Source organism: Streptomyces sp. NPDC127119, assembly GCF_042677425.1.
Lineage (GTDB): Bacteria > Actinomycetota > Actinomycetes > Streptomycetales > Streptomycetaceae > Streptomyces.
Map to the genome: position 1 here is coordinate 26203 of NZ_JBHXTO010000076.1, position 18839 is coordinate 45041.

At 71.1% G+C, this 18839-nt stretch carries 17 protein-coding genes; 10 read left to right on the forward strand and 7 right to left on the reverse strand.

Annotation, left to right across the window (positions count from 1 at the left end; all coding sequences use genetic code 11):
• Positions 1-228 precede the first annotated feature (228 nt).
• Complete coding sequence (locus ACFVH5_RS27435; RefSeq protein WP_384804538.1) at positions 229-834, forward strand: MarC family protein; 606 nt, start codon at positions 229-231, stop codon at positions 832-834.
• Between the two features lie 89 nt (positions 835-923).
• Here ACFVH5_RS27435 and ACFVH5_RS27440 read toward each other — a convergent pair whose 3' ends face one another.
• A complete protein-coding gene (locus tag ACFVH5_RS27440; protein WP_007384531.1) occupies positions 924-1076 on the reverse strand; it encodes a hypothetical protein in 153 nt (50 codons plus the stop codon).
• A gap of 213 nt (positions 1077-1289) precedes the next feature.
• Here ACFVH5_RS27440 and ACFVH5_RS27445 point away from each other — a divergent pair, with 213 nt between their 5' ends.
• Entirely contained in the window at positions 1290-2213 is a 924-nt protein-coding gene (locus tag ACFVH5_RS27445; protein ID WP_384804536.1) for an NYN domain-containing protein, read from the forward strand.
• A gap of 114 nt (positions 2214-2327) precedes the next feature.
• Here ACFVH5_RS27445 and ACFVH5_RS27450 read toward each other — a convergent pair whose 3' ends face one another.
• Together ACFVH5_RS27450 and ACFVH5_RS27455 are read right to left on the reverse strand one after the other, a co-directional pair.
• Positions 2328-3302: an alpha/beta fold hydrolase gene (locus ACFVH5_RS27450; RefSeq protein ID WP_385836404.1), complete on the reverse strand. Its 975-nt coding sequence runs from the start codon at positions 3300-3302 to the stop codon at positions 2328-2330.
• A 195-nt stretch (positions 3303-3497) separates the two neighbouring features.
• A complete protein-coding gene (locus ACFVH5_RS27455) occupies positions 3498-6032 on the reverse strand; it encodes a DEAD/DEAH box helicase (RefSeq protein ID WP_385836405.1) in 2535 nt (844 codons plus the stop codon).
• 480 nt (positions 6033-6512) lie between these two features.
• Between ACFVH5_RS27455 and ACFVH5_RS27460 the strand changes: the two genes are divergently transcribed.
• On the forward strand, positions 6513-7250 hold the full coding sequence (locus tag ACFVH5_RS27460) for a ferritin-like fold-containing protein (protein ID WP_328494150.1): 738 nt from the start codon (positions 6513-6515) through the stop codon (positions 7248-7250).
• 262 nt (positions 7251-7512) lie between these two features.
• Here the strand turns inward: ACFVH5_RS27460 and ACFVH5_RS27465 are convergent, their stop codons facing one another.
• The 4 genes from ACFVH5_RS27465 to ACFVH5_RS27480 all read right to left on the reverse strand — a co-directional run bounded on the left by ACFVH5_RS27465 (position 7513) and on the right by ACFVH5_RS27480 (position 9508).
• Positions 7513-7782 (reverse strand): hypothetical protein, encoded by a 270-nt coding sequence (locus ACFVH5_RS27465; protein ID WP_385836406.1) that lies wholly within the window; start codon positions 7780-7782, stop codon positions 7513-7515.
• 226 nt (positions 7783-8008) lie between these two features.
• The gene (locus tag ACFVH5_RS27470; protein ID WP_055610545.1) at positions 8009-8236 is read right to left on the reverse strand and encodes a DUF3107 domain-containing protein; all 228 of its coding nucleotides are present in this window, start codon (positions 8234-8236) and stop codon (positions 8009-8011) included.
• A 165-nt stretch (positions 8237-8401) separates the two neighbouring features.
• Positions 8402-9043 carry a TetR/AcrR family transcriptional regulator gene (locus ACFVH5_RS27475; protein ID WP_384804528.1) on the reverse strand — a complete coding sequence of 214 codons (642 nt, stop codon included), beginning with the start codon at positions 9041-9043 and terminating at the stop codon, positions 8402-8404.
• 240 nt (positions 9044-9283) lie between these two features.
• The gene (locus tag ACFVH5_RS27480; protein WP_385836407.1) at positions 9284-9508 is read right to left on the reverse strand and encodes a hypothetical protein; all 225 of its coding nucleotides are present in this window, start codon (positions 9506-9508) and stop codon (positions 9284-9286) included.
• A 171-nt stretch (positions 9509-9679) separates the two neighbouring features.
• Between ACFVH5_RS27480 and ACFVH5_RS27485 the strand changes: the two genes are divergently transcribed.
• The 7 genes from ACFVH5_RS27485 to ACFVH5_RS27515 all read left to right on the forward strand — a co-directional run bounded on the left by ACFVH5_RS27485 (position 9680) and on the right by ACFVH5_RS27515 (position 18693).
• Entirely contained in the window at positions 9680-10669 is a 990-nt protein-coding gene (locus ACFVH5_RS27485) for an alpha/beta fold hydrolase (RefSeq protein WP_385836408.1), read from the forward strand.
• Between the two features lie 554 nt (positions 10670-11223).
• Positions 11224-12456 carry a DUF3152 domain-containing protein gene (locus tag ACFVH5_RS27490; RefSeq protein WP_385836409.1) on the forward strand — a complete coding sequence of 411 codons (1233 nt, stop codon included), beginning with the start codon at positions 11224-11226 and terminating at the stop codon, positions 12454-12456.
• A gap of 78 nt (positions 12457-12534) precedes the next feature.
• Positions 12535-12627, forward strand: coding sequence for an Ms4533A family Cys-rich leader peptide (locus ACFVH5_RS27495; RefSeq protein WP_385836410.1), 93 nt, complete (start codon positions 12535-12537; stop codon positions 12625-12627).
• Positions 12628-12817: 190 nt separating this feature from the next.
• A complete protein-coding gene (locus ACFVH5_RS27500) occupies positions 12818-14542 on the forward strand; it encodes an ABC transporter substrate-binding protein (RefSeq protein WP_385836411.1) in 1725 nt (574 codons plus the stop codon).
• 4 nt (positions 14543-14546) lie between these two features.
• The gene (locus ACFVH5_RS27505) at positions 14547-15737 is read left to right on the forward strand and encodes an ABC transporter permease (RefSeq protein WP_385836412.1); all 1191 of its coding nucleotides are present in this window, start codon (positions 14547-14549) and stop codon (positions 15735-15737) included.
• Complete coding sequence (locus tag ACFVH5_RS27510; RefSeq protein ID WP_385836413.1) at positions 15734-16732, forward strand: ABC transporter permease; 999 nt, start codon at positions 15734-15736, stop codon at positions 16730-16732. The genes ACFVH5_RS27505 and ACFVH5_RS27510 overlap by 4 nt, the downstream gene beginning before the upstream one ends.
• Positions 16729-18693 (forward strand): dipeptide ABC transporter ATP-binding protein, encoded by a 1965-nt coding sequence (locus ACFVH5_RS27515; RefSeq protein WP_385836414.1) that lies wholly within the window; start codon positions 16729-16731, stop codon positions 18691-18693. Before ACFVH5_RS27510 ends, ACFVH5_RS27515 begins: the two co-directional genes overlap by 4 nt.
• The last annotated feature ends 146 nt before the right edge of the window (positions 18694-18839 follow it).

Sequence of the window (18839 nt, forward strand, 5' to 3'; positions counted from 1 at the left end):
ACATCCCCCACTTCCGCGCACGGCTCACTGTCAGCCCCCTAAGGGGCGCGAGGAACGACGCACCCGCAGCGACCCGCACACATCCACATCCCCCCCTCCGAGCCCGGCTCACCCCCAGCCCCCTAAGGGGCGCGGGGAACTGCGCAACCAGCCACAACGCACCCGCAGCGACCCACACACATCCACCCCCACTCACCCCCCCAACCACTCAGCAAGGCGCACCTGCTCATGTTCGACCTCGCCGTCTTCGGCTCCCTCTTCCTCACGCTCTTCGTCATCATGGATCCCCCCGGGATCACCCCGATCTTCCTCGCGCTGACGTCCGGCCGCCCCGCCAAGGTGCAGAAGCGCATGGCCTTCCAGGCCGTCTGCGTCGCCGGCGGCGTCATCACCGTCTTCGGCCTGCTCGGGCACCAGATCCTGAACTACCTGCACGTGTCGGTCCCCGCCCTGATGATCGCCGGCGGCCTGCTGCTCCTGCTCATCGCGCTCGACCTGCTCACGGGCAAGACCGACGAGCCCAAGCAGACCAAGGACGTCAACGTCGCCCTCGTACCCCTGGGCATGCCGCTGCTCGCGGGACCCGGCGCGATCGTGTCCGTCATCCTCGCCGTGCAGAAGGCCGACAGTGTGGCGACCCAGGTCTCGGTGTGGGCGGCGATCCTCGCCATCCATGTCGTGCTGTGGATCGTGATGCGGTACTCGCTGCTGATCATCCGGGTCATCAAGGACGGCGGAGTCGTGCTCGTGACGCGCCTCGCGGGCATGATGCTCTCCGCGATCGCCGTGCAGCAGATCATCAACGGTGTCACCCAGGTCATCCAGAACAGCTGACGTGCGGCCGGGAGGGGCGCGACCGAACGCGGAACCCCCGCCCGGCATCGTGCCGGACGGGGGTTCCGAAGACTGTCGAACGACCGCTGTTATGAGGCCGAGGTGTCGGCCGGGCGGATCCAGAGGCGCTGCCCGATGGCGGCGGCCTGCTGAACGATCCGGTTGACGGAGGCGGCGTCCACGACGGTGCTGTCCACGGGTGTGCCGTCGACGTCGTCGAGTCGCATGATTTCGAAGCGCAAGGGCTTCTCCCTTCGTCTGGTCATCCTCCTGGAGGAGAACTACTGGTGGGGGTGGGTGAGCGAGCCGCGTGCGTCCCGCGTTCCCATAGGAGTCAACGGGTTGATTGTTACGAACATTCCCTACGCTAAAGAAAACTTTCGAACGTCTAATTACTTGTGAGTATCGGGACCGACTGTGTACACACAGTGACGTCCTGCGACAATGAGGCGCATATGAATGACGACATCGCGGCAGCCGACGATCCCGACGACTTCTCCGCCCTCGTCGCGCGCATCGACCGCTCGAACGAGCTGCTCCAGCGCATGCTGGCCGAGGTGGCGAAGACGCCGTCGACCCACGCGATCTTCGTCGACGCCGGATATCTCTACGCCGCCGCGGGCCGGCTCGTGGCGGGCACGGAGGACCGCCGGGCCTTCGAGCTGGACGCCGAGGGGCTCATCGACGCGCTCATCGACCGCGCGCGCACGATCTTCGCGGACAGCAGGCTGCTGCGCGTCTACTGGTACGACGGGGCGCGGCGCCGCATCCACACCGCCGAGCAGCAGTCCATCGCCGAGCTGCCCGACGTCAAGGTCCGGCTCGGCAACCTCAACGCCAACAACCAGCAGAAGGGCGTCGACTCCCTGATCCGTTCCGATCTGGAGTCACTGGCCCGGCACCGCGCCATCAGCGACGCGGCACTCATCGGCGGCGACGAGGACCTGGTCTCGGCCGTCGAGGCCGCGCAGGGGTACGGGGCCAGGGTCCACCTCTGGGGCATCGAGGCCCCGGAGGGCCGCAACCAGGCGGAGCCGCTGCTCTGGGAGGTCGACAGCCAGCGCACGTTCGACCTCGACTTCTTCAAGCCGTACGTGGCCCGGCGCACCTCCGCCTCGTACGAGACGTCGGCGGTGGCCCGGCCGAGCCGGGAGGACGTGCGGTTCGTGGGGGCGCAGATCGCGGCGAAGTGGCTGGCCGCGCGGGGGCGGGAGTCCCTGGCCGAGCTGCTGCCCGGCCATCCGTATCTGCCAGGGCCCGTCGATCAGGAACTGCTCGTGGAGTCCGAGGGGCTGTTGCAGTACTCGCTGCGCGGGCAGGCGGATCTGCGGCGGGCGCTGCGGGACGGGTTCTGGGAGCACTTGCAGGGGCAGTACTGAGGGTTTCGCCGGGGTGGCGGTGGCCTGCGGGCCGGTGCGGGTTGTGACCTGCGAGCGGTTCGCGTGGTGACCTGCGGGCCCGGTGGCGGCCGTTCGCGCAGTTCCCCGCGCCCCTTACGGGGCCCTGAGCGGGCCCTCCTGGCCCAGGCCGTCCCAGAAAGCGGCCAGCGCCTTCGCCGTCTCCAGTGGGCGGTCCGCGTTCGGGGAGTGCTCGGCTCCGTGGACGATCGTGCGGTGTGCCTCCAGGCGTACGGCCATGTCGTCGAGCAGCGGTACCGGCCACGTGTCGTCGCTCTCGCCCGACAGGACGTGCACGGGCAGGTGCAGGGCCGCCAGCTCGGCCACGCGGTCGGGCTCCTCGCACAGCTGTCGTCCCGCGGCGGCGAGCTGGGCCGGGCTGTTGCCGAGCCAGCGCCGCCTGAGGTCCTGCTGGTCGTCGAGGCCGGCGTCCAGCTCGCCCTCGGCGTCCTCCGGCGGGTCCAGCGCCCGGATCGCCTCCCACACCTGCGCCATGTCCATCACGGTCAGCGCGTCCCGCAGCAGCTTGACCCGCTGCTGCTGGCTGGGGGAGATCTCCGCGGGCCCGGAGGACACCAGGGTGAGTGAGCGGAAGCGGGCCGGTGCCAGGAGAACGGTCGCGCGCGCGACCTGTCCGCCGAACGAATGGCCCAGGAGATGGAAACGCTCCTCGGAGCCGCCGGAGCCGCCGGAGCCGCCGGAGCCGCCGGAGCCGCCGGAGCCGCCGGAGCCGCCGGAGCCGCCGGAGCCGCCGGGGCCTTCGGCGAGCGCGTCGAGTTGCGCGAGCACGTCCAGCGCCAACTCGCCCTGCGCGTAGGGCGTTTCGTCGTCGCGTGGGCCCGGTGACTCGTACTGGCCCCGGCCGTCCACCGCGACGGTCCGGTAGCCGGCCGCCGCCAGTGGCTCGTGCAGCGAGATGAAGTCCTCCTTGCTGCCGGTGAACCCCGGCAGCAGCAGCACGGTTCCCTTCGCGGGGCTGCCCGCGTCGATCACGGCGAACTCCCCGCGCGCGGTGCCGAGGCGGTACGCGCGGGCCCCGGAGGGCGGGACGAAGGTGAAGGGCCTGCTCATGAGGAGGAGGCTATCCGGGCAACCTGTCGGGCGGCATACCGGGCGGTGGCACAGGGCTTGCGAAGCCTTGTCGGTGCTCTGTCTGCGCCTCGCCGAGGCTTCCTCGCGGCTCTCTCGCGGTCCTTTCGCGACCTTTGCCTGGAACGCCGACGGCCCGGCCCCCACGAGGGGAGCCGGGCCGTTCGGGTGCGGAACTCAGCCCTCCGTGGGCTCCGTGGCCGCGGCGGCCTTGCGCGTACGGCGACGCGGCTTGGCCTCGGGCGCGGCCTCGGCCGTGACCGTCTCCGTGACCGCGTCCGTGGCGGTCGCCTTGGCGGCCGTCTTACGGGTGCGGCGCGGCTTGACCGGAGCCTCGGCGGGGTCCGTCACGGCCTCGGTGGCCTGGGCCGGGATGTCGGCCTCGGCGACCGCGGCCTTACGGGTACGGCGGCGGGGCTTCGTCTCGGTCGCCTCGGCCGTGTCCACGGCGCTCTCCGCCGCCTCCACGGGCGCGGCGGCCTTGCGGGTGCGACGCGGCTTGGTCACCGCGGCGGCGGGTGCCTCGGCCGTCGTGCCCTCGGCGGTGTCCACCGCGGTCTCGGCGGCGACAGCGGCCTTGCGCGTACGCCGACGGGGCTTGGCCTCCTCGACGGGCGCCTCGTCCACCGGGGCGACCACGGCGGCCGGAGCCGCGGGAGCCGTCTCGGCGGCCTTGCGGGTGCGGCGACGCGGCTTGGTCTCGGGCTCCTCGGTCGCCTGCGCCGGGATGCCGGCCTCGGCGACCGCGGTGACCTCGGCGGTCTCGGTGGCCGCGGCGGCCTTGCGGGTCCGGCGACGCGGCTTGGCCTCCACGGCCTCCGCGGTGTCCAGGACCGTCTCGGCGGCGGCCGTGGCCGCAGCCTTGCGGGCGCGGCGCGGCTTGGCCTCGACGGCCTCGACCGGGTCGGCGACGGCTTCCACCGCGGCCACGGCCGGTTCGGCGACAGCGGCCTTGCGGGTGCGGCGGCGGGGCTTGGTCACCACGGCTTCGGCGGCCTCGGTCACGACGGTCGGCTCGGCCTCGGGGGCCTCCTCGACGACGACGGCCTCGGGCTGAGCGACCTCCGCCGTACGACGCGTGCGACGGCGGCGCGGCTTGGCCTCGGCGTCCGCCACCGGCTCGGCGGCGGGCGTGACGGGAGCCGGGACGACGGCCGTCTCGGGGACCTCGACGGTCGTGCCCTCGGCCGTGGCGACCGCGGTCGCGGCTGCCTCCGAGGCCGCGGCACGCGTACGACGACGCCGGCGCGCGCTGCGCGACTCCGTCGCCTGCCCGGGCTCGATGCTGTCGGCCACGGCTTCCGGCGCGGACTGTGCTGCCGTCTGCGACGTGTTCTGCGACGTGTTCTGCGGCTCCGCGGCGTCGAGCGCCGTACCGTTGCGCGTACGACGACGGCGGCGCGGGGTCCGCTCCGAACGGTCGCGATCACGGTCACGACCGCGGTCACGGTCGCGCTCGGCGACCGGGGCCGGACCTGCCGCGGGACGGCCAGCGCGGCCACCGCGAGCGCCACGCCCACCGGTCTCGCCGAGGTCCTCGACGACCTCGGCCGACAGACCGGCACGGGTGCGCTCGGAACGCGGCAGGACACCCTTGGTGCCGGCCGGGATGTTCAGCTCCTCGAAGAGGTGCGCGGACGTGGAGTACGTCTCCGGCGGGTCCGGGAAACCGAGGTCCAGCGCCTTGTTGATCAGCTGCCAGCGCGGGATGTCGTCCCAGTCGACGAGGGTGACGGCGATGCCCTTGGCGCCCGCGCGGCCCGTACGGCCGATGCGGTGCAGGTACGTCTTCTCGTCCTCGGGGGACTGGTAGTTGATGACGTGCGTGACGCCCTCGACGTCGATGCCGCGCGCGGCCACGTCGGTGCAGACGAGCACGTCGACCTTGCCGTTGCGGAACGCGCGCAGCGCCTGCTCGCGGGCGCCCTGGCCGAGGTCGCCGTGGACCGCGCCGGAGGCGAAACCGCGCTGCTGCAACTGGTCGGCGAGGTCGGCGGCCGTGCGCTTCGTACGGCAGAAGACCATCGCGAGACCGCGGCCGTCGGCCTGCAGTATCCGCGAGACCAGCTCGGGCTTGTCCATGTTGTGCGCGCGGTAGATGAACTGCGCGGTGTTCCTGACGGTCGCGCCCGCGTCGTCCGGCTCCGAGGCGCGGATGTGCGTGGGCTGCGACATGTAGCGGCGCGCGAGGCCGATGACCGCGCCCGGCATGGTCGCCGAGAACAGCATCGTCTGACGGCGCACCGGCAGCATGTTCATGATCTTCTCGACGTCCGGCAGGAAGCCCAGGTCGAGCATCTCGTCGGCTTCGTCGAGGACGAGGGCGCGCACGTGCTTGAGGTTGAGCTTCTTCTGGCCCGCGAGGTCGAGGAGCCGGCCCGGGGTGCCGACGACGACGTCGATGCCCTTCTTGAGGGCCTCGACCTGCGGCTCGTACGCCCGGCCGCCGTAGATGGCGAGAACACGTACGTTACGGACCTTGCCGGCCGTCAGCAGGTCGTTCGTGACCTGGGTGCACAGCTCGCGCGTCGGGACGACGACGAGGGCCTGCGGGGCGTCGGTGAGCTGCTCGGGCTGCGCCCGGCCCGCCTCGACGTCCGCGGGGACGGTCACGCGCTCAAGGAGCGGGAGGCCGAAGCCCAGCGTCTTGCCGGTGCCGGTCTTGGCCTGGCCGATGACGTCGTTGCCCGCGAGGGCGACGGGGAGCGTCATCTCCTGGATGGGAAAGGGACTCGTGATGCCGACGGCCTCAAGGGCCTCGGCAGTCTCGGGAAGGATCCCGAGGTCTCGGAAAGTAGTCAGGGTGCTGCCTCTTCTGTGTACGCGGTGCGAGGCGAGCGCGGGGGTCGTGTCGGGGACCGTGCCGGGGACGTCGGCCGCTATTGACCAGCGGCCGGGGTGGCATGGGACCACTGCCGACGCTCAAGCGTTCGTACCGCTGAGGGTCCCTCCGGATGCCGTACGCACTGTGCCGTACGGGCTGAGAGGGCTGTCGGGTCGGAGCCGATCGGGCCACCGACCGGGCATCCTCATTCGTGCGGATCCGCCGGGTTACGTAGATCAACTCAGCGAGCGCATTACCACCATACCCCGGATCCGCGCATATGCGATGGCCGATTTGGTCACGTAGTCGTCGTCACACTGATTGACCAGGGCCTTCCGCCGTGCGGCGAGCGGGCTATTGTGCGCTTCATGACGACACCTGCCAAATCTTCCGACGCACCCGCCGAACCCACCGGAGTCGCCGCCCAGGACTGGGCCACGGCCTCCGTGGACCCCCAGTACCGCGCCGCGGTCGTGGATCTGATCGGCGCGCTCGCGTACGGGGAGCTGGCGGCGTTCGAGCGGCTCGCGGAGGACGCCAAACTGGCGCCGACGCTCGGGGACAAGGCGGAGCTGGCGAAGATGGCCTCGGCCGAGTTCCACCACTTCGAGCAGCTGAGGGCCCGGCTGACCGAGATCGGGGCGGAGCCGACGCAGGCGATGGAGCCGTTCGTCGCCGCGCTCGACGGGTTCCACAAGCAGACCGCGCCGTCCGACTGGCTGGAAGGCCTGGTGAAGGCGTACGTCGGTGACTCGATCGCCAGTGACTTCTACCGGGAGGTCGCGGCGCGGCTCGACGCCGATACGCGCAAGCTCGTGCTGGCCGTCCTCGACGACACGGGGCACGCGTCGTTCGCCATCGAGAAGGTGCGGGCCGCCATCGACGCGGATCCGCGCGTGGGCGGGCGGCTCGCGCTGTGGGCGCGGCGGCTGATGGGGGAGGCGCTGTCGCAGTCCCAGCGGGTGGTCGCCGACCGGGACGCGCTGTCGACGATGCTCGTCGGTGGGGTCGCGGACGGGTTCGATCTCGCGGAGGTGGGGCGGATGTTCTCGCGGATCACCGAGGCGCACACGAAGAGGATGGCTGCGTTGGGGCTGGCCGCCTGAGCGTTCGCCACTTCGGGCCGGTTGTCGGGTGTCTGCAGGTCCGTGGGGGCTTGTCACGCAGTTCCCCGCGCCCCTGAAGGGGCCCGGCCCCTGGTGTTTGGCTGTCGGTCGGTGGGGGCTGGTTGCGCAGTTCCCCGCGCCCCTTAAGGCCCCCCGGGGCCCTTGGTGGTCGGCTGCGGGTTCGGCGGGGGCTTGGTGCGTCGTTCCTCGCGAACCCGAAAAAAGGCCCCTGGCGGGGCCTTTTGGGGTCAGTGGTCGTCTTTCAGACCGTTGCTCCGTGGTGGTGGAGTCTTCCCGCGGGGCGCAGGAGCAGGGAGACGGAGGCTGCGGCCACTGCTGCCGCGCCCAGCATTACCGGCAGGAAGCCGACGGATCCCAGCGCGGTGTGGGTCAGGAAGGCTCCGAAGAGGCCGCCCGCGACGCCCGTCGGGAGGACGATCCTGCGGACCGGCAGGCGGTGCGGCAGGCGGTATGCCGCCGCCAGGGCGAGTGCCAGACCGAGGATGGCCGAGCCGAGCGCTTCCAAGAACATGAGGGGGGTCCCTTCCGCACGGCTGTGTGCACTTCGGTCGTAGCCCGTCATACCCGTGACCTGCGGAATGCAACCCTCCCGTGTGGATGAGTTGTGCTCCATCTGTGAAGCGCGGACCTGAGGCGCGGACAGGGCGGACGGGCAGGACGGCATGGAAAAAGGGCCCGGTGGCCATCGGCCTCCGAGCCCCTCCTCCACTCTTCCGCGTTCTGCGGCGTCCTGCGTCCTACAGCGCGCTGAAGCCGACCTTGCGGGTCGTCGGCTCGCCGAGCTCCACGTAGGCGAGGCGGTCCGCCGGTACCAGGACCTTGCGGCCGTGGTCGTCCACGAGGCTGAGCAGCTGCGACTTGCCTGCCAGCGCCTCGGACACCGCGCGCTCGACCTCTTCCGGGGTCTGACCGCTCTCCAGAACGATCTCGCGGGGCGCGTGCTGCACGCCGATCTTGACCTCCACGGCTATGTCCCTCCGACGGTCACTGATGTGCGCGTGTGTCCGCGCCGTACGCAGCACACATTAGCCCGGTGAGGGGACGTACACGGTCCGCCCGAGAACGCCAGGAGCGAACAGCTTGTGGGAACAAAGTGGCGGTCGGCGTCGATGCGCCGGGGCCGGCCGCGGTCAGTTGTGCTCGCTGCCGTGCAGGGGGAAACCCGCGATGCCCCGCCACGCCAGCGAGGTCAGCAACTGCACCGCCTGCTCGCGCGGCACGCTGCGGTCGCTGTGCAGCCAGGAGCGGGCCACCACCTGGGCGAGTCCGCCCAGCCCCGAGGCGAGCAGCATGGACTCGGCCTTCGACAGACCGGTGTCCTCCGCGATCACCTCGCAGATCGCCTCCGCGCACTCGAACGTGACCTTGTCGACCCGTTCGCGCACCGCGGGCTCGTTCGTCAGGTCCGACTCGAAGACCAGCCGGAAGGCACCGCCCTCGTCCTCCACGTACGCGAAGTAGGCGTCCATGGTGGCCCGTACGCGCAGGCTGTTGTCCGAGGTGGACGCCAGCGCGGTGCGTACGGAGACCAGCAGTGACTCGCAGTGCTGGTCGAGCAGTGCGAGATAGAGATCCAGCTTGCCGGGGAAGTGCTGGTAGAGAACCGGCTTGCTGACGCCCGCGCGTTCGGCGATGTCGTCCATCGCGGCCGAGTGATATCCCTGCGCAACGAACACTTCCTGGGCGGCGCCGAGGAGCTGGTTGCGTCGGGCACGGCGCGGCAGGCGTGTGCCCCGCGGGCGTGCCGCCTCTGTCTGCTCGATGGCTGTCACGCCGCCTCCCAAAATCGTCCACATGCGGTGAGCGCCGCGCGGCCATCGTACTTTTCGGTAACCGTGGTGTGCGCGGTGCGAGCGGAGAATTTCACGGACCGGACGTCGGTGAAACCGTGCAGATCGCGCCATAGGGGGTCATGGCGGGCTCATGGTGTTCCCGGTGCAGGGCCCGGGAACGGATGCTCGTGTGTCCGGGCACGGCGGTCCGGGCGGCCGTCGGGGCCGCCCGGGGCCGGTTCACCGATAGTCGTCCTCGTCGAGTTCCACGACTCTCGCCTGTTCGGCGAGGTCTCCCTCGCTGGCGCTGTCCGCGTCCGCGTCGGTCAGCGGGTCGTCCAGCCGGGGTGCGAGATCCGTCCGCTGCTCGGCGGCGTCGGCCTCGGGGGCCTCCACGCCGATCTCGGTCGCGCCGGTGTCGTCCGTGTCCTGAAGTACCTCGGGGTCGGTGGGGTCGACAGTCATGAGTCCTCTTCCCGAGCGGTGCGAGTGCGCTCTTGCGCTGGTACGAGTGCCCTCGTTCACGAAGCCTAAGAGACCTGGGAGGGGGGCGCTACGCGATCGGGCCGGGCCGCGGCTTCTCCCTGTGACGGCGAACACACGATCCAGCGCGTGATCGTCTCGTAACATTGCCGCATGTCTTCGACCGAACTGCCGTCAGTGCTGGCCACCTCCGTCGCGCCGAAGGTCAGTTCCGTCAGGGTGGCGGCGGGGGAGCGGCTGCGCACGGTCGGGCTCCCCGGGATCACGCTGACGGTCCGTTCGAGGCCCCCGGCCGCAGAGGGGCTGCCGCCCGCGCTGTACGTGCACGGGCTGGGCGGTTCCTCGCAGAACTGGTCGGCGCTGATGCCGCTCCTGGACGGCCTCGTGGACAGCGAGGCCCTCGATCTGCCGGGCTTCGGCGACTCGCCGCCGCCGGACGACGGCGACTACTCGGTGACGGGACACGCCCGCGCGGTCATCCGCTATCTCGACGCGGCCGAGCGCGGGCCCGTGCATCTCTTCGGGAACTCGCTGGGCGGCGCCGTCTCGACGCGCGTGGCCGCCGTGCGTCCCGATCTCGTCCGCACGCTCACGCTCGTCTCACCGGCGCTCCCCGAACTGCGGGTGCAGCGCAGCGCGGTGCCGACGGCCCTGCTCGCCCTGCCGGGTGTGGCGGCCCTGTTCACCGGTTTCACCAAGGGCTGGACCGCCGAGCAGCGGGTGCGGGGGGTCACCGCGCTCTGCTACGGGGACCCCGGCATGGTGACGCCGGAAGGATTCCGCAACGCGGTCGAGGAGATGGAGCGGCGGCTCGCGCTTCCCTACTTCTGGGACGCCATGGCACGCTCGGCACGCGGCATCGTGAACGCGTACACGCTGGGCGGCCAGCACGGACTGTGGCGCCAGGCCGAGCGGGTGCTGGCCCCTACACTTCTTGTCTACGGAGGCCGCGATCAGCTCGTCTCGTACCGTATGGCCCAGCGCGCGGCGCGTGCGTTCAGGGACTCGCGGTTGCTGACATTGCCTGACGCGGGGCATGTGGCGATGATGGAGTACCCGGAGACCATGGCCACGGCCTTCCGCGAACTCCTCGCGGACACGGGCAAGTTGACCGACACCGGCGCTACCGGCGCGAGGAGCTGAAGCGGGACGTGGGACGTCACAGCCGGCGCGGGCCCGCCCCCAAGGGCGAGACCGCCGACCCTCCCGCTGCTCCGGCTGCCCGGCCGCAGACGGGGACCACCGGAGAGGCCGCGGGGCGCCGACGGCCCCCGGGCGGACCGCAGTCCGCGACACCGCCCGCACCGCAGGCCTACGGAACGCCCGCCCGGGGGGTGCCCCGACTGCCTGAAGGATGGGTTCCGCAAGGACCCGGAAACCCGCCCGGACAGGGGGGCCCGCCTGCGCAGGGAGGCCCCCGCAATACCGGAGGGGCTCCCCGGTACGCGGACCAGTACCGGGGCGGGGCGCAGCCGGGCGGAGGGCCGCGGCTTTCCGACGGCACCCCCGCGCACGGGTTCCCCCGCCTCCAGGACGGCACTCCGGCCCACGGTTTCCCGCGGCTCCCCGACGGCACCCCCGCCCATGGATTCCCCCGGCTGCCGGACGGCACCCCGGCTCATGGCTTCCCGCGGTTGCCCGGTGGCGGTCCGGCGCAGGGCGCGCCGCTCAACGCCGACGGAACCCCGGCCCACGGCATGCCCCGCGTCCGCGGCGGTCACCCCGAACAGCGTGAGGCGGGCGGCGGCTGGGGCGCGGCGAGGACGGCCACCGGGTCCGGGTACGGAGTCGGCGTCGGCGTGCCGCAGGCATCCCCGCAAGGGCCTCCGCGCGGTCCGGGCCAGAGCGCGCCGCGCGACCGGCCGGGAGTACCGATCCCCGGGCAGCGGTACGCGCCGGGCGCGGCGGGAGCGAGTGGCCCGCGCCAGGCCTACGTCGACGCGTTCGGCGGGAGCGACGGCGGCGAGGACGACCAGTTCGCACCGCGTGCCGGCACGCCCACGGCGGCGGCGCTGCGCGCGGACCCCTTCGCCCCGGTCACCGACCGGGACGAGGAGGTCGAGCACAGGACACCGCCGCCCCGGGGGCCGAAGGTGCCGGACAACGGGCCGGACAAGGCCAAGGGCGGCAAGGGCCGGGCCTTCACCGGCATCGCGGCCGCGGCCGTCACCACCGTGCTGGCCGTCGTCGTGGCGGGCCAGGTCGCCGACGGCGGCAAGGACGACTCCGTGGGCTCGCAGGCGGCCGGCGGCGCCGACCGGGAGGCCAAGGACTCCGCGTCGCGCACCGACAAGCGGCCCGCGCCCTCCACGAAACCGAGCGCGGTGACGCTGTCGTACACCGAGCAGATGGCGGCGAAATACCCCCTGGAGGCCAAACTCAAGGGCGGTGGGAAATTCGACGCGATCACCGGTTTCGACAAGGCGCCGGGAACCGGGCAGAAATTCACTTACCGCGTCGACGTGGAGAAATCCCTCGGACTCGACGGAAAGCTCTTCGCGCAGGCCGTGCAGAAAACCCTCAACGACAAACGGAGTTGGGCGCACGGCGGCGGCCGTACCTTCGAGCGGATTTCTTCCGGAAAGCCCGACTTCGTCATCACGCTCGCCAGTCCCGGCACCACCGCGTTCTGGTGCGCCAAGTCGGGTCTCGACACCACCGAGGACAACGTCTCCTGCGACTCGGCCGCCACCGACCGCGTGATGATCAACGCGTATCGCTGGGCCCAGGGCTCCGAGACGTACGGCGACAAGATGTACTCGTACCGGCAGATGCTGATCAACCACGAGGTGGGGCACCGGCTCGGGTACGGGCATGTGAGCTGCAGTGTCGACGGCGGGCTCGCCCCCGTCATGCAGCAGCAGACCAAGTTCCTGAACCACGACGGGATCAAGTGTCTGCCCAACCCCTGGCCCTTCCCGTCGAGTTGACCGGGAGGGCCGCGGGAGCGGTCGGGGGACGGACGGCTCACATTGACAGGCGGGGAAAGTTCGTTCATATTTTCTCGCATGTCGCCTCGTCACATCTCCGCACGCGCAGCCCTTGAGCTGGCGCTGTTCGGCGTGACCGCGCTCTGCGTGGCCGACATTCTCTGTCGCTGACCCTCGCCCCTGGCGCGCGTCGGCGTTCTCTCGTTATTGCACCGGCACCGGAATCACGGTGCCGGGTGTTTTCCAGAGTGCCCTCATGCTCTCGTGCCGGCCTGCCCTCGGGGCGATTTCCGCGATCACTTCCTCACACCACGCCTTTTCGCGCGCGGTGTTCGCCGAATTCTCCGAGGGGTTTCCTCCCATGCGTCGATCGTCCGTCACAGCGCGCCGTCTGGCCGCCGTATCCGTCAGCCTCGCCGTGGCAGCGGGTGCAGTCGCCTGCGGACCGGAGGACAACGATGCCAAGGCCACGTCCGGCGGCGCGGACGCGAAGCCGGCCAAGGGCGGCACCCTCACGGTCCTGAACTCCAACCCGCAGCAGGACTTCGACCCCGCCCGGCTCTACACCTCCGGCGGCGGCAACGTCCCCTCGCTCGTCTTCCGTACGCTCACCACGCGCAACCGCGAGGACGGGGCCGAGGGCGCCGAGGTCGTCCCCGACCTCGCCACGGACACCGGCAGACCCAGCGAGAACGCGACCGTGTGGACGTACACGCTCAAGAAGGGCCTCACGTACGAGGACGGCAGCGCGATCACCTCGGCCGACATCAAGTACGGCATCGAGCGGTCCTTCGCGGCCGAACTCTCCGGCGGCGCGCCCTATCTGCGGGACTGGCTGATCGGCGGGGCCGACTACCAGGGGCCCTACAAGGACAAGAAGGGCCTCGACTCCATCGAGACGCCCGACGAGCAGACCATCGTGTTCCGTCTGAACAAGCCCGAGGGCGAGTTCCCGTATCTCGCCACGCAGACGCAGTTCGCGCCCGTCCCGAAGGCCAAGGACACCGGCACGAAGTACGAGGAGCACCCGGTCTCGTCCGGCCCGTACAAGGTCGTCAAGAACGAGAACGACGGCGAGCGGCTGACCCTGGAGCGCAATCCGCACTGGTCCGCGTCGACGGACGCCGAGCGCAAGGCCTACCCCGACACGATCGACGTACGCTCCGGGCTCGACTCGTCCGTCATCAACCAGCGGCTGTCCTCCTCGCAGGGCGCTGACGCCGCCGCCGTGACCACCGACACCAACCTCGGACCCGCCGAACTCGCCAAGGTCAGCGGTGACAAGGAGCTGGCCGCGCGGGTCGGCACCGGGCACTTCGGCTACACGAACTACATCGCCTTCAACCCGAAGGTGAAGCCGTTCGACGACCCGAAGGTGCGCCAGGCGATCTCGTACGCCATCGACCGCAGCTCCGTGATCAACGCGGCGGGCGGGTCCTCGCTCGCCGAGGCCGCGACGACGTACCTGCCCGACCAGAAGTCCTTCGGCTACACCGCCTACGACCACTTCCCGGCCGGCACGTCCGGCGACGCGGCCAAGGCCGAGGAACTGCTGAAGGAGGCCGGGCACGCGAAGGGCCTGACCGTCACGCTCACCCATTCCAACGCCAAGGACTTCGAGACCAGCCCCGAGATAGCCACCGCGATCCAGGACGCCCTGAAGAAGGCCGGGATCACCGTCAAGCTCCAGGGTCTGGAGGACAACGACTACAGCGACAAGATCCACAGCGCGAAGACCGAGCCCGGCTTCTTCCTCGCGCACTGGGGTGCCGACTGGCCCTCGGGCGGCCCCTTCCTGGCGCCGATCTTCGACGGCCGCCAGATCGTCAAGGACGGCGCCAACTTCAACACCGGCTTCCTCGACGACAAGTCGGTCAACGCCGAGATCGACGCCATCAACAAGCTGACCGACCTCGACGAGGCCGCCACCCGCTGGGGCGCCCTCGACAAGAAGATCGGCGAGCAGGCGCTGACCGTGCCGCTGTTCCACCCGGTCTACAAGCGGCTGTACGGCAAGGACATCAAGAACATCGTGATCAGCGACTGGACCGGGGTGCTGGACATCTCGCAGGTCTCGGTGAAGTAGCGCCGTGAGCGACGTACTTGTCGCCTCCCAGGCCTCCGGCGGAACGGACCTTTCCGTACCGCCGGGGGCCTCGGGGGCTCGTCAGTTCTGGCGGCGGCTGCGCGCACAGCGCGCCGCCCTCGCCGCGGCGGCCGTCGTCGCCCTGCTCGTCCTGGTCGCGCTCGCCGCGCCCCTGCTCACCGCGATCGAGGGTCAGGATCCGACCACGTACCACCCGGATCTGATCGATTCCGCGCGCGGCGGTGTGCCGGTCGGATCATTCGGCGGCGTGAGCGGTGACCACTGGCTCGGCGTCGAGCCGCAGACCGGCCGCGACCTGTTCGCACGGCTCGTGTACGGGGCCCGGGTCTCGCTGGGTGTCGCGCTGGCCGCGACCGTCGTGCAGATCGTCATCGGGGTGGTGGTCGGTGTCGCGGCAGCGCTCGGCACCCGCTGGGTCGACCAGCTGCTCAGCCGGTTCACCGACATCATCGTCGCCCTGCCGCTGATGATCATGTCCCTCGCGCTGCTCGCGATCGTGCCGTCGGGCTTCCCGCGGCCCGTCCTGGTCGCGGGCGTCATCGGCCTGATCGCCTGGGGCAACATCGCGAAGATCGTCCGCGCCCAGACGCTCACCCTCAAGGGGCTGGACTACGTCTCCGCCGCCCGGCTCAGCGGCTGGGGCACCTGGCGGATCGCCTGGCGCGAGCTGCTGCCGGGGCTCGCGGCGCCCGTCATCACGTACGCCGCGATCCTCATCCCGTCGAACATCAGCGTCGAGGCGGCCCTGTCCTTCCTCGGCGTCGGCGTGAAGCCGCCGACGCCGTCGTGGGGGCAGATGCTCACCGCCGCCGACGTCTGGTACCAGGCCGCGCCGCAGTACCTGCTGCTGCCGGCGGGCGCGCTCTTCGTGACCGTCCTCGCGCTGACCGTCCTCGGCGACGGGGTGCGTACGGCCCTCGACCCGCGCGCGGCCTCGCGGCTGCGGGTGGGGACGGGGCGGCGCCGGGAGGCGAAGGCGGCGCGGTCGCTTGTGGGGGTTGAGGGGGCTGAGGGGGCCGGGGTGGTTGAGGGGTCTGGAGGGGGTCGTGGATCTGATGGCTCTGGCGGGCTCGGTGGGTCCAGTGGGTCCAGTGGGTCTGATGGGTCTTATCGGCCCGGTGTGACCGGCGTGACCGGCGTGACCGGTGGGTCGGAGCGGGGAGGTTCCACATGAGCGGGTTCACGGGGTTCGTCCTGCGCCGGATCGTCGGCGTCCTGATCACCCTCCTCGTCATCTCGGTGATCATCTACGTCGTCTTCTACGTCACCCCCGGCAACGTCGCCCAGATCACCTGCGGCCCGCGCTGCTCGCCCGCCCAGGTCCAGCAGGTCGCCGAGCAACTGCGCCTCGACGACCCGCTGTACGTGCGCTACTGGCACTTCCTGGAAGGGCTCGTCGCCGGCCAGGACTACTCGACCGGCACCGCGGTGCAGCACTGCCCGGCGCCCTGCCTCGGGCTGTCGTACCAGAGCGACCAGCAGGTCACCGAGCTGATCCTCACGAAGCTGCCGGTCAGCCTGTCGCTCGTGTTCGGGGCGATGGTGATCTGGCTGATCCTCGGCGTCGGCACCGGCGTGCTCTCGGCGTGGCGGCGCGGACGGCTCACCGAGCGGGTGCTGACCGGCATCACGCTCGTGGGCGTGGCCACACCCGTCTTCGTCATCGGTCTGGTCCTGATGATCGTCGTCTGCGGCGAACTGGAACTGCTGCCCTTCCCGCAGTACGTGAACCTCACCGACGACCCCGAACAGTGGGCGTGGAACCTGCTGCTGCCCTGGCTCTCCCTCGCGCTCATCGAGGCCGCCGCGTTCGCCCGGCTGACCCGGTCGTCGATGCTGGAGACACTGGCCGAGGACCACATCCGGACCTTCCGCGCGTACGGCGTCGGCGAACGCTCGATCATCTGGCGGCACGCGTTGCGCGGGGCGTTCGCCCCGGTCATCGCGCTGAACGCCAACAACGTCGGATCGGCCGTCGGCGGCGCGGTCCTCACCGAGACGCTCTTCGGACTGCCCGGCATCGGAAGGGAACTGGTCCACGCCGTCGATGTCGTCGACCTCCCCGTCGTCGTCGGGATGGTCCTGGTCGTCGGGTTCTTCGTCGTCATCGCCAACGCCCTCGCGGACGTGCTCTACGCGGTGGCCGACCGACGGGTGGTACTGGCATGAGTGACGTGGGTGGCTTGAGTGACGTGGGTGCGGTGGGTGCGGTGGGTGTGGTGGGTGCGGTGAGTACGGGTGGTACTGGGAGGGGCCTGGTCGAAGTAGCCGATCTCACCGTCGGGTTCGGTGAACTGCGGGCCGTCGACGGGCTCTCCTTCCGGCTGGAGCGGGGCGCCGCGCTCGCGCTGGTCGGCGAGTCCGGCTCGGGCAAGTCCACGGTGGCCTCGGCCCTGCTGGGACTGCACCGGGGCACGGGCGCGTACGTCGGCGGCTCGATCGAGGTCGCCGGGACCGACGTACAGCGGGCGTCGGACGACGAACTGCGGCGGCTGCGCGGCGCGCGGGCCGCGATGGTCTTCCAGGACCCGCTGTCGTCGCTCGACCCGTACTACGCGATCGGCGACCAGATCGCCGAGGTGTACCGCGTGCACACGCGTGCGTCACGGCGGGCGGCACGCGCGCGTGCCGTGGAGGTGCTGGACCGTGTCGGGATTCCGGACACGGTCCGGCGGTCCCGCGCGCGCCCGCACGAGTTCAGCGGCGGGATGCGTCAGCGTGCCCTCATCGCGATGGCGCTGGCCTGCGAACCCGACCTGCTGATCGCCGACGAGCCGACCACCGCGCTCGACGTGACCGTCCAGGCCCAGATCCTCGACCTGCTCCACACGCTGCGGGAGGAGACCGGAATGGGTCTCCTGCTCGTCACGCACGATGTGGGCGTCGCCGCCGGGAGCGTCGACGAGATCCTGGTCATGTGGCACGGGCGCGTGGTCGAACACGGCCCCGTCGCCACGGTTCTCGGGGCGCCCTCGAAGCCTTACACGCGCGAACTGCTGGGAGCGGTCCCGAGGGTGGATACGCCGAGGGGCGATGCATCGGGAGTTGATGCGTCGAGGGTCAACATGCCGAAGGCGGACGTGCCGGACGGGAAGGTGCCGCAGGGGGACGTGCCGCGGGTGCACGTGCCGGGCGCGGCGGCTGCCGGGAGTGCGTCGGTCGGGGAATCCGGCACGGGCTCCGGTGTGTCGCCGCTCACGGTGAAGGACACGCCGGCGGTCACGGCGGCCGATACACCGCTCGACGTACCGCTCGACGCTCTGCCCGGCGCTCTGCCCGGCGCGCCACGCGGTGCGGCGTCCCGCGTGACAGCCGGCACGGCATCCGGCGCGGCGGGCGAGGTCGTGCTGGAAGCGGTCGGGCTGCGGCGCGAGTTCGGGCGCGGGAAGCGCGCGTTCGTGGCCGTCGACGACGTGTCGCTCACGGTCCGCCGGGGCGAGACGCTCGGCATCGTGGGCGAGAGCGGCAGCGGCAAGACGACGCTGGGCCGCATGCTGGTCGGCCTGCTGGAACCGACGGCGGGGCGCATCAGCCCCGGCGGCGGCGTACGCCCCGACGTACAGATGGTCTTCCAGGACCCCGTCTCCTCCCTCAACCCCCGCCGCAGCGTGGGCGAGTCGATCGCCGACCCTCTCCGGGCGCGGGGCGAACGGGACGAAGGGGGCGTACGGGGGCGCGTACGAGAGCTGTTGGAGCGAGTGGGGCTCGAAGGGGCGCACTACGACCGCTACCCGCACGAGTTCAGCGGTGGCCAGCGCCAACGCGTCGGCATCGCGCGGGCCCTGGCGGCCGACCCGCGGGTCATCGTGTGCGACGAACCGGTCTCCGCGCTCGACGTCACCACCCAGGCCCAGGTGGTCGCCCTGCTCGGCGAACTGCGACGGGAACTCGGCCTCGCCCTGGTCTTCGTGGCACACGATCTCGCCGTCGTACGCCAGGTCAGCGACCGGGTGGCGGTGATGCGCAACGGCCGGATCGTCGAGTACGGAGCCGTCGACGAGGTCTACGAGTCGCCGCGGGACCCGTACACGCGGCAGCTCCTCGCCGCCGTCCCCGCGCTCGATCCGGCGGTCGCGGCGGCCCGTCGCGCGACCCGTCGAAGCGCCCGCCAACAACTGGCCGCCGTATGACGAAACGTGTTCGGATGATCTCTTAGCGCGACGGAACGCGACCCGCACGGGAAAGTTACGACCGTTCACCCCTTTTGGTGGTGGGGGTGTGATACGAGCACACCCACCACCCCAAGTGGGTGTAAATGTTGTACCGTGGGGCGAGG

Excerpts from the sequence above, each read along its gene's own strand:
- ACFVH5_RS27435 (WP_384804538.1), top strand. The coding sequence starts at position 229 with ATGTTCGACCTCGCCGTCTTCGGCTCCCTCTTCCTCACGCTCTTCGTC.
- ACFVH5_RS27445 (WP_384804536.1), top strand. The coding sequence starts at position 1,290 with ATGAATGACGACATCGCGGCAGCCGACGATCCCGACGACTTCTCCGCC.
- ACFVH5_RS27450 (WP_385836404.1), bottom strand. The coding sequence starts at position 3,302 with ATGAGCAGGCCCTTCACCTTCGTCCCGCCCTCCGGGGCCCGCGCGTAC.
- ACFVH5_RS27455 (WP_385836405.1), bottom strand. The coding sequence starts at position 6,032 with ATGACGCTCCCCGTCGCCCTCGCGGGCAACGACGTCATCGGCCAGGCC.
- ACFVH5_RS27460 (WP_328494150.1), top strand. The coding sequence starts at position 6,513 with ATGACGACACCTGCCAAATCTTCCGACGCACCCGCCGAACCCACCGGA.
- ACFVH5_RS27465 (WP_385836406.1), bottom strand. The coding sequence starts at position 7,782 with ATGTTCTTGGAAGCGCTCGGCTCGGCCATCCTCGGTCTGGCACTCGCC.
- ACFVH5_RS27480 (WP_385836407.1), bottom strand. The coding sequence starts at position 9,508 with ATGACTGTCGACCCCACCGACCCCGAGGTACTTCAGGACACGGACGAC.
- ACFVH5_RS27485 (WP_385836408.1), top strand. The coding sequence starts at position 9,680 with ATGTCTTCGACCGAACTGCCGTCAGTGCTGGCCACCTCCGTCGCGCCG.
- ACFVH5_RS27490 (WP_385836409.1), top strand. The coding sequence starts at position 11,224 with ATGCCCCGCGTCCGCGGCGGTCACCCCGAACAGCGTGAGGCGGGCGGC.
- ACFVH5_RS27495 (WP_385836410.1), top strand. The coding sequence starts at position 12,535 with ATGTCGCCTCGTCACATCTCCGCACGCGCAGCCCTTGAGCTGGCGCTG.
- ACFVH5_RS27500 (WP_385836411.1), top strand. The coding sequence starts at position 12,818 with ATGCGTCGATCGTCCGTCACAGCGCGCCGTCTGGCCGCCGTATCCGTC.
- ACFVH5_RS27510 (WP_385836413.1), top strand. The coding sequence starts at position 15,734 with ATGAGCGGGTTCACGGGGTTCGTCCTGCGCCGGATCGTCGGCGTCCTG.
- ACFVH5_RS27515 (WP_385836414.1), top strand. The coding sequence starts at position 16,729 with ATGAGTGACGTGGGTGGCTTGAGTGACGTGGGTGCGGTGGGTGCGGTG.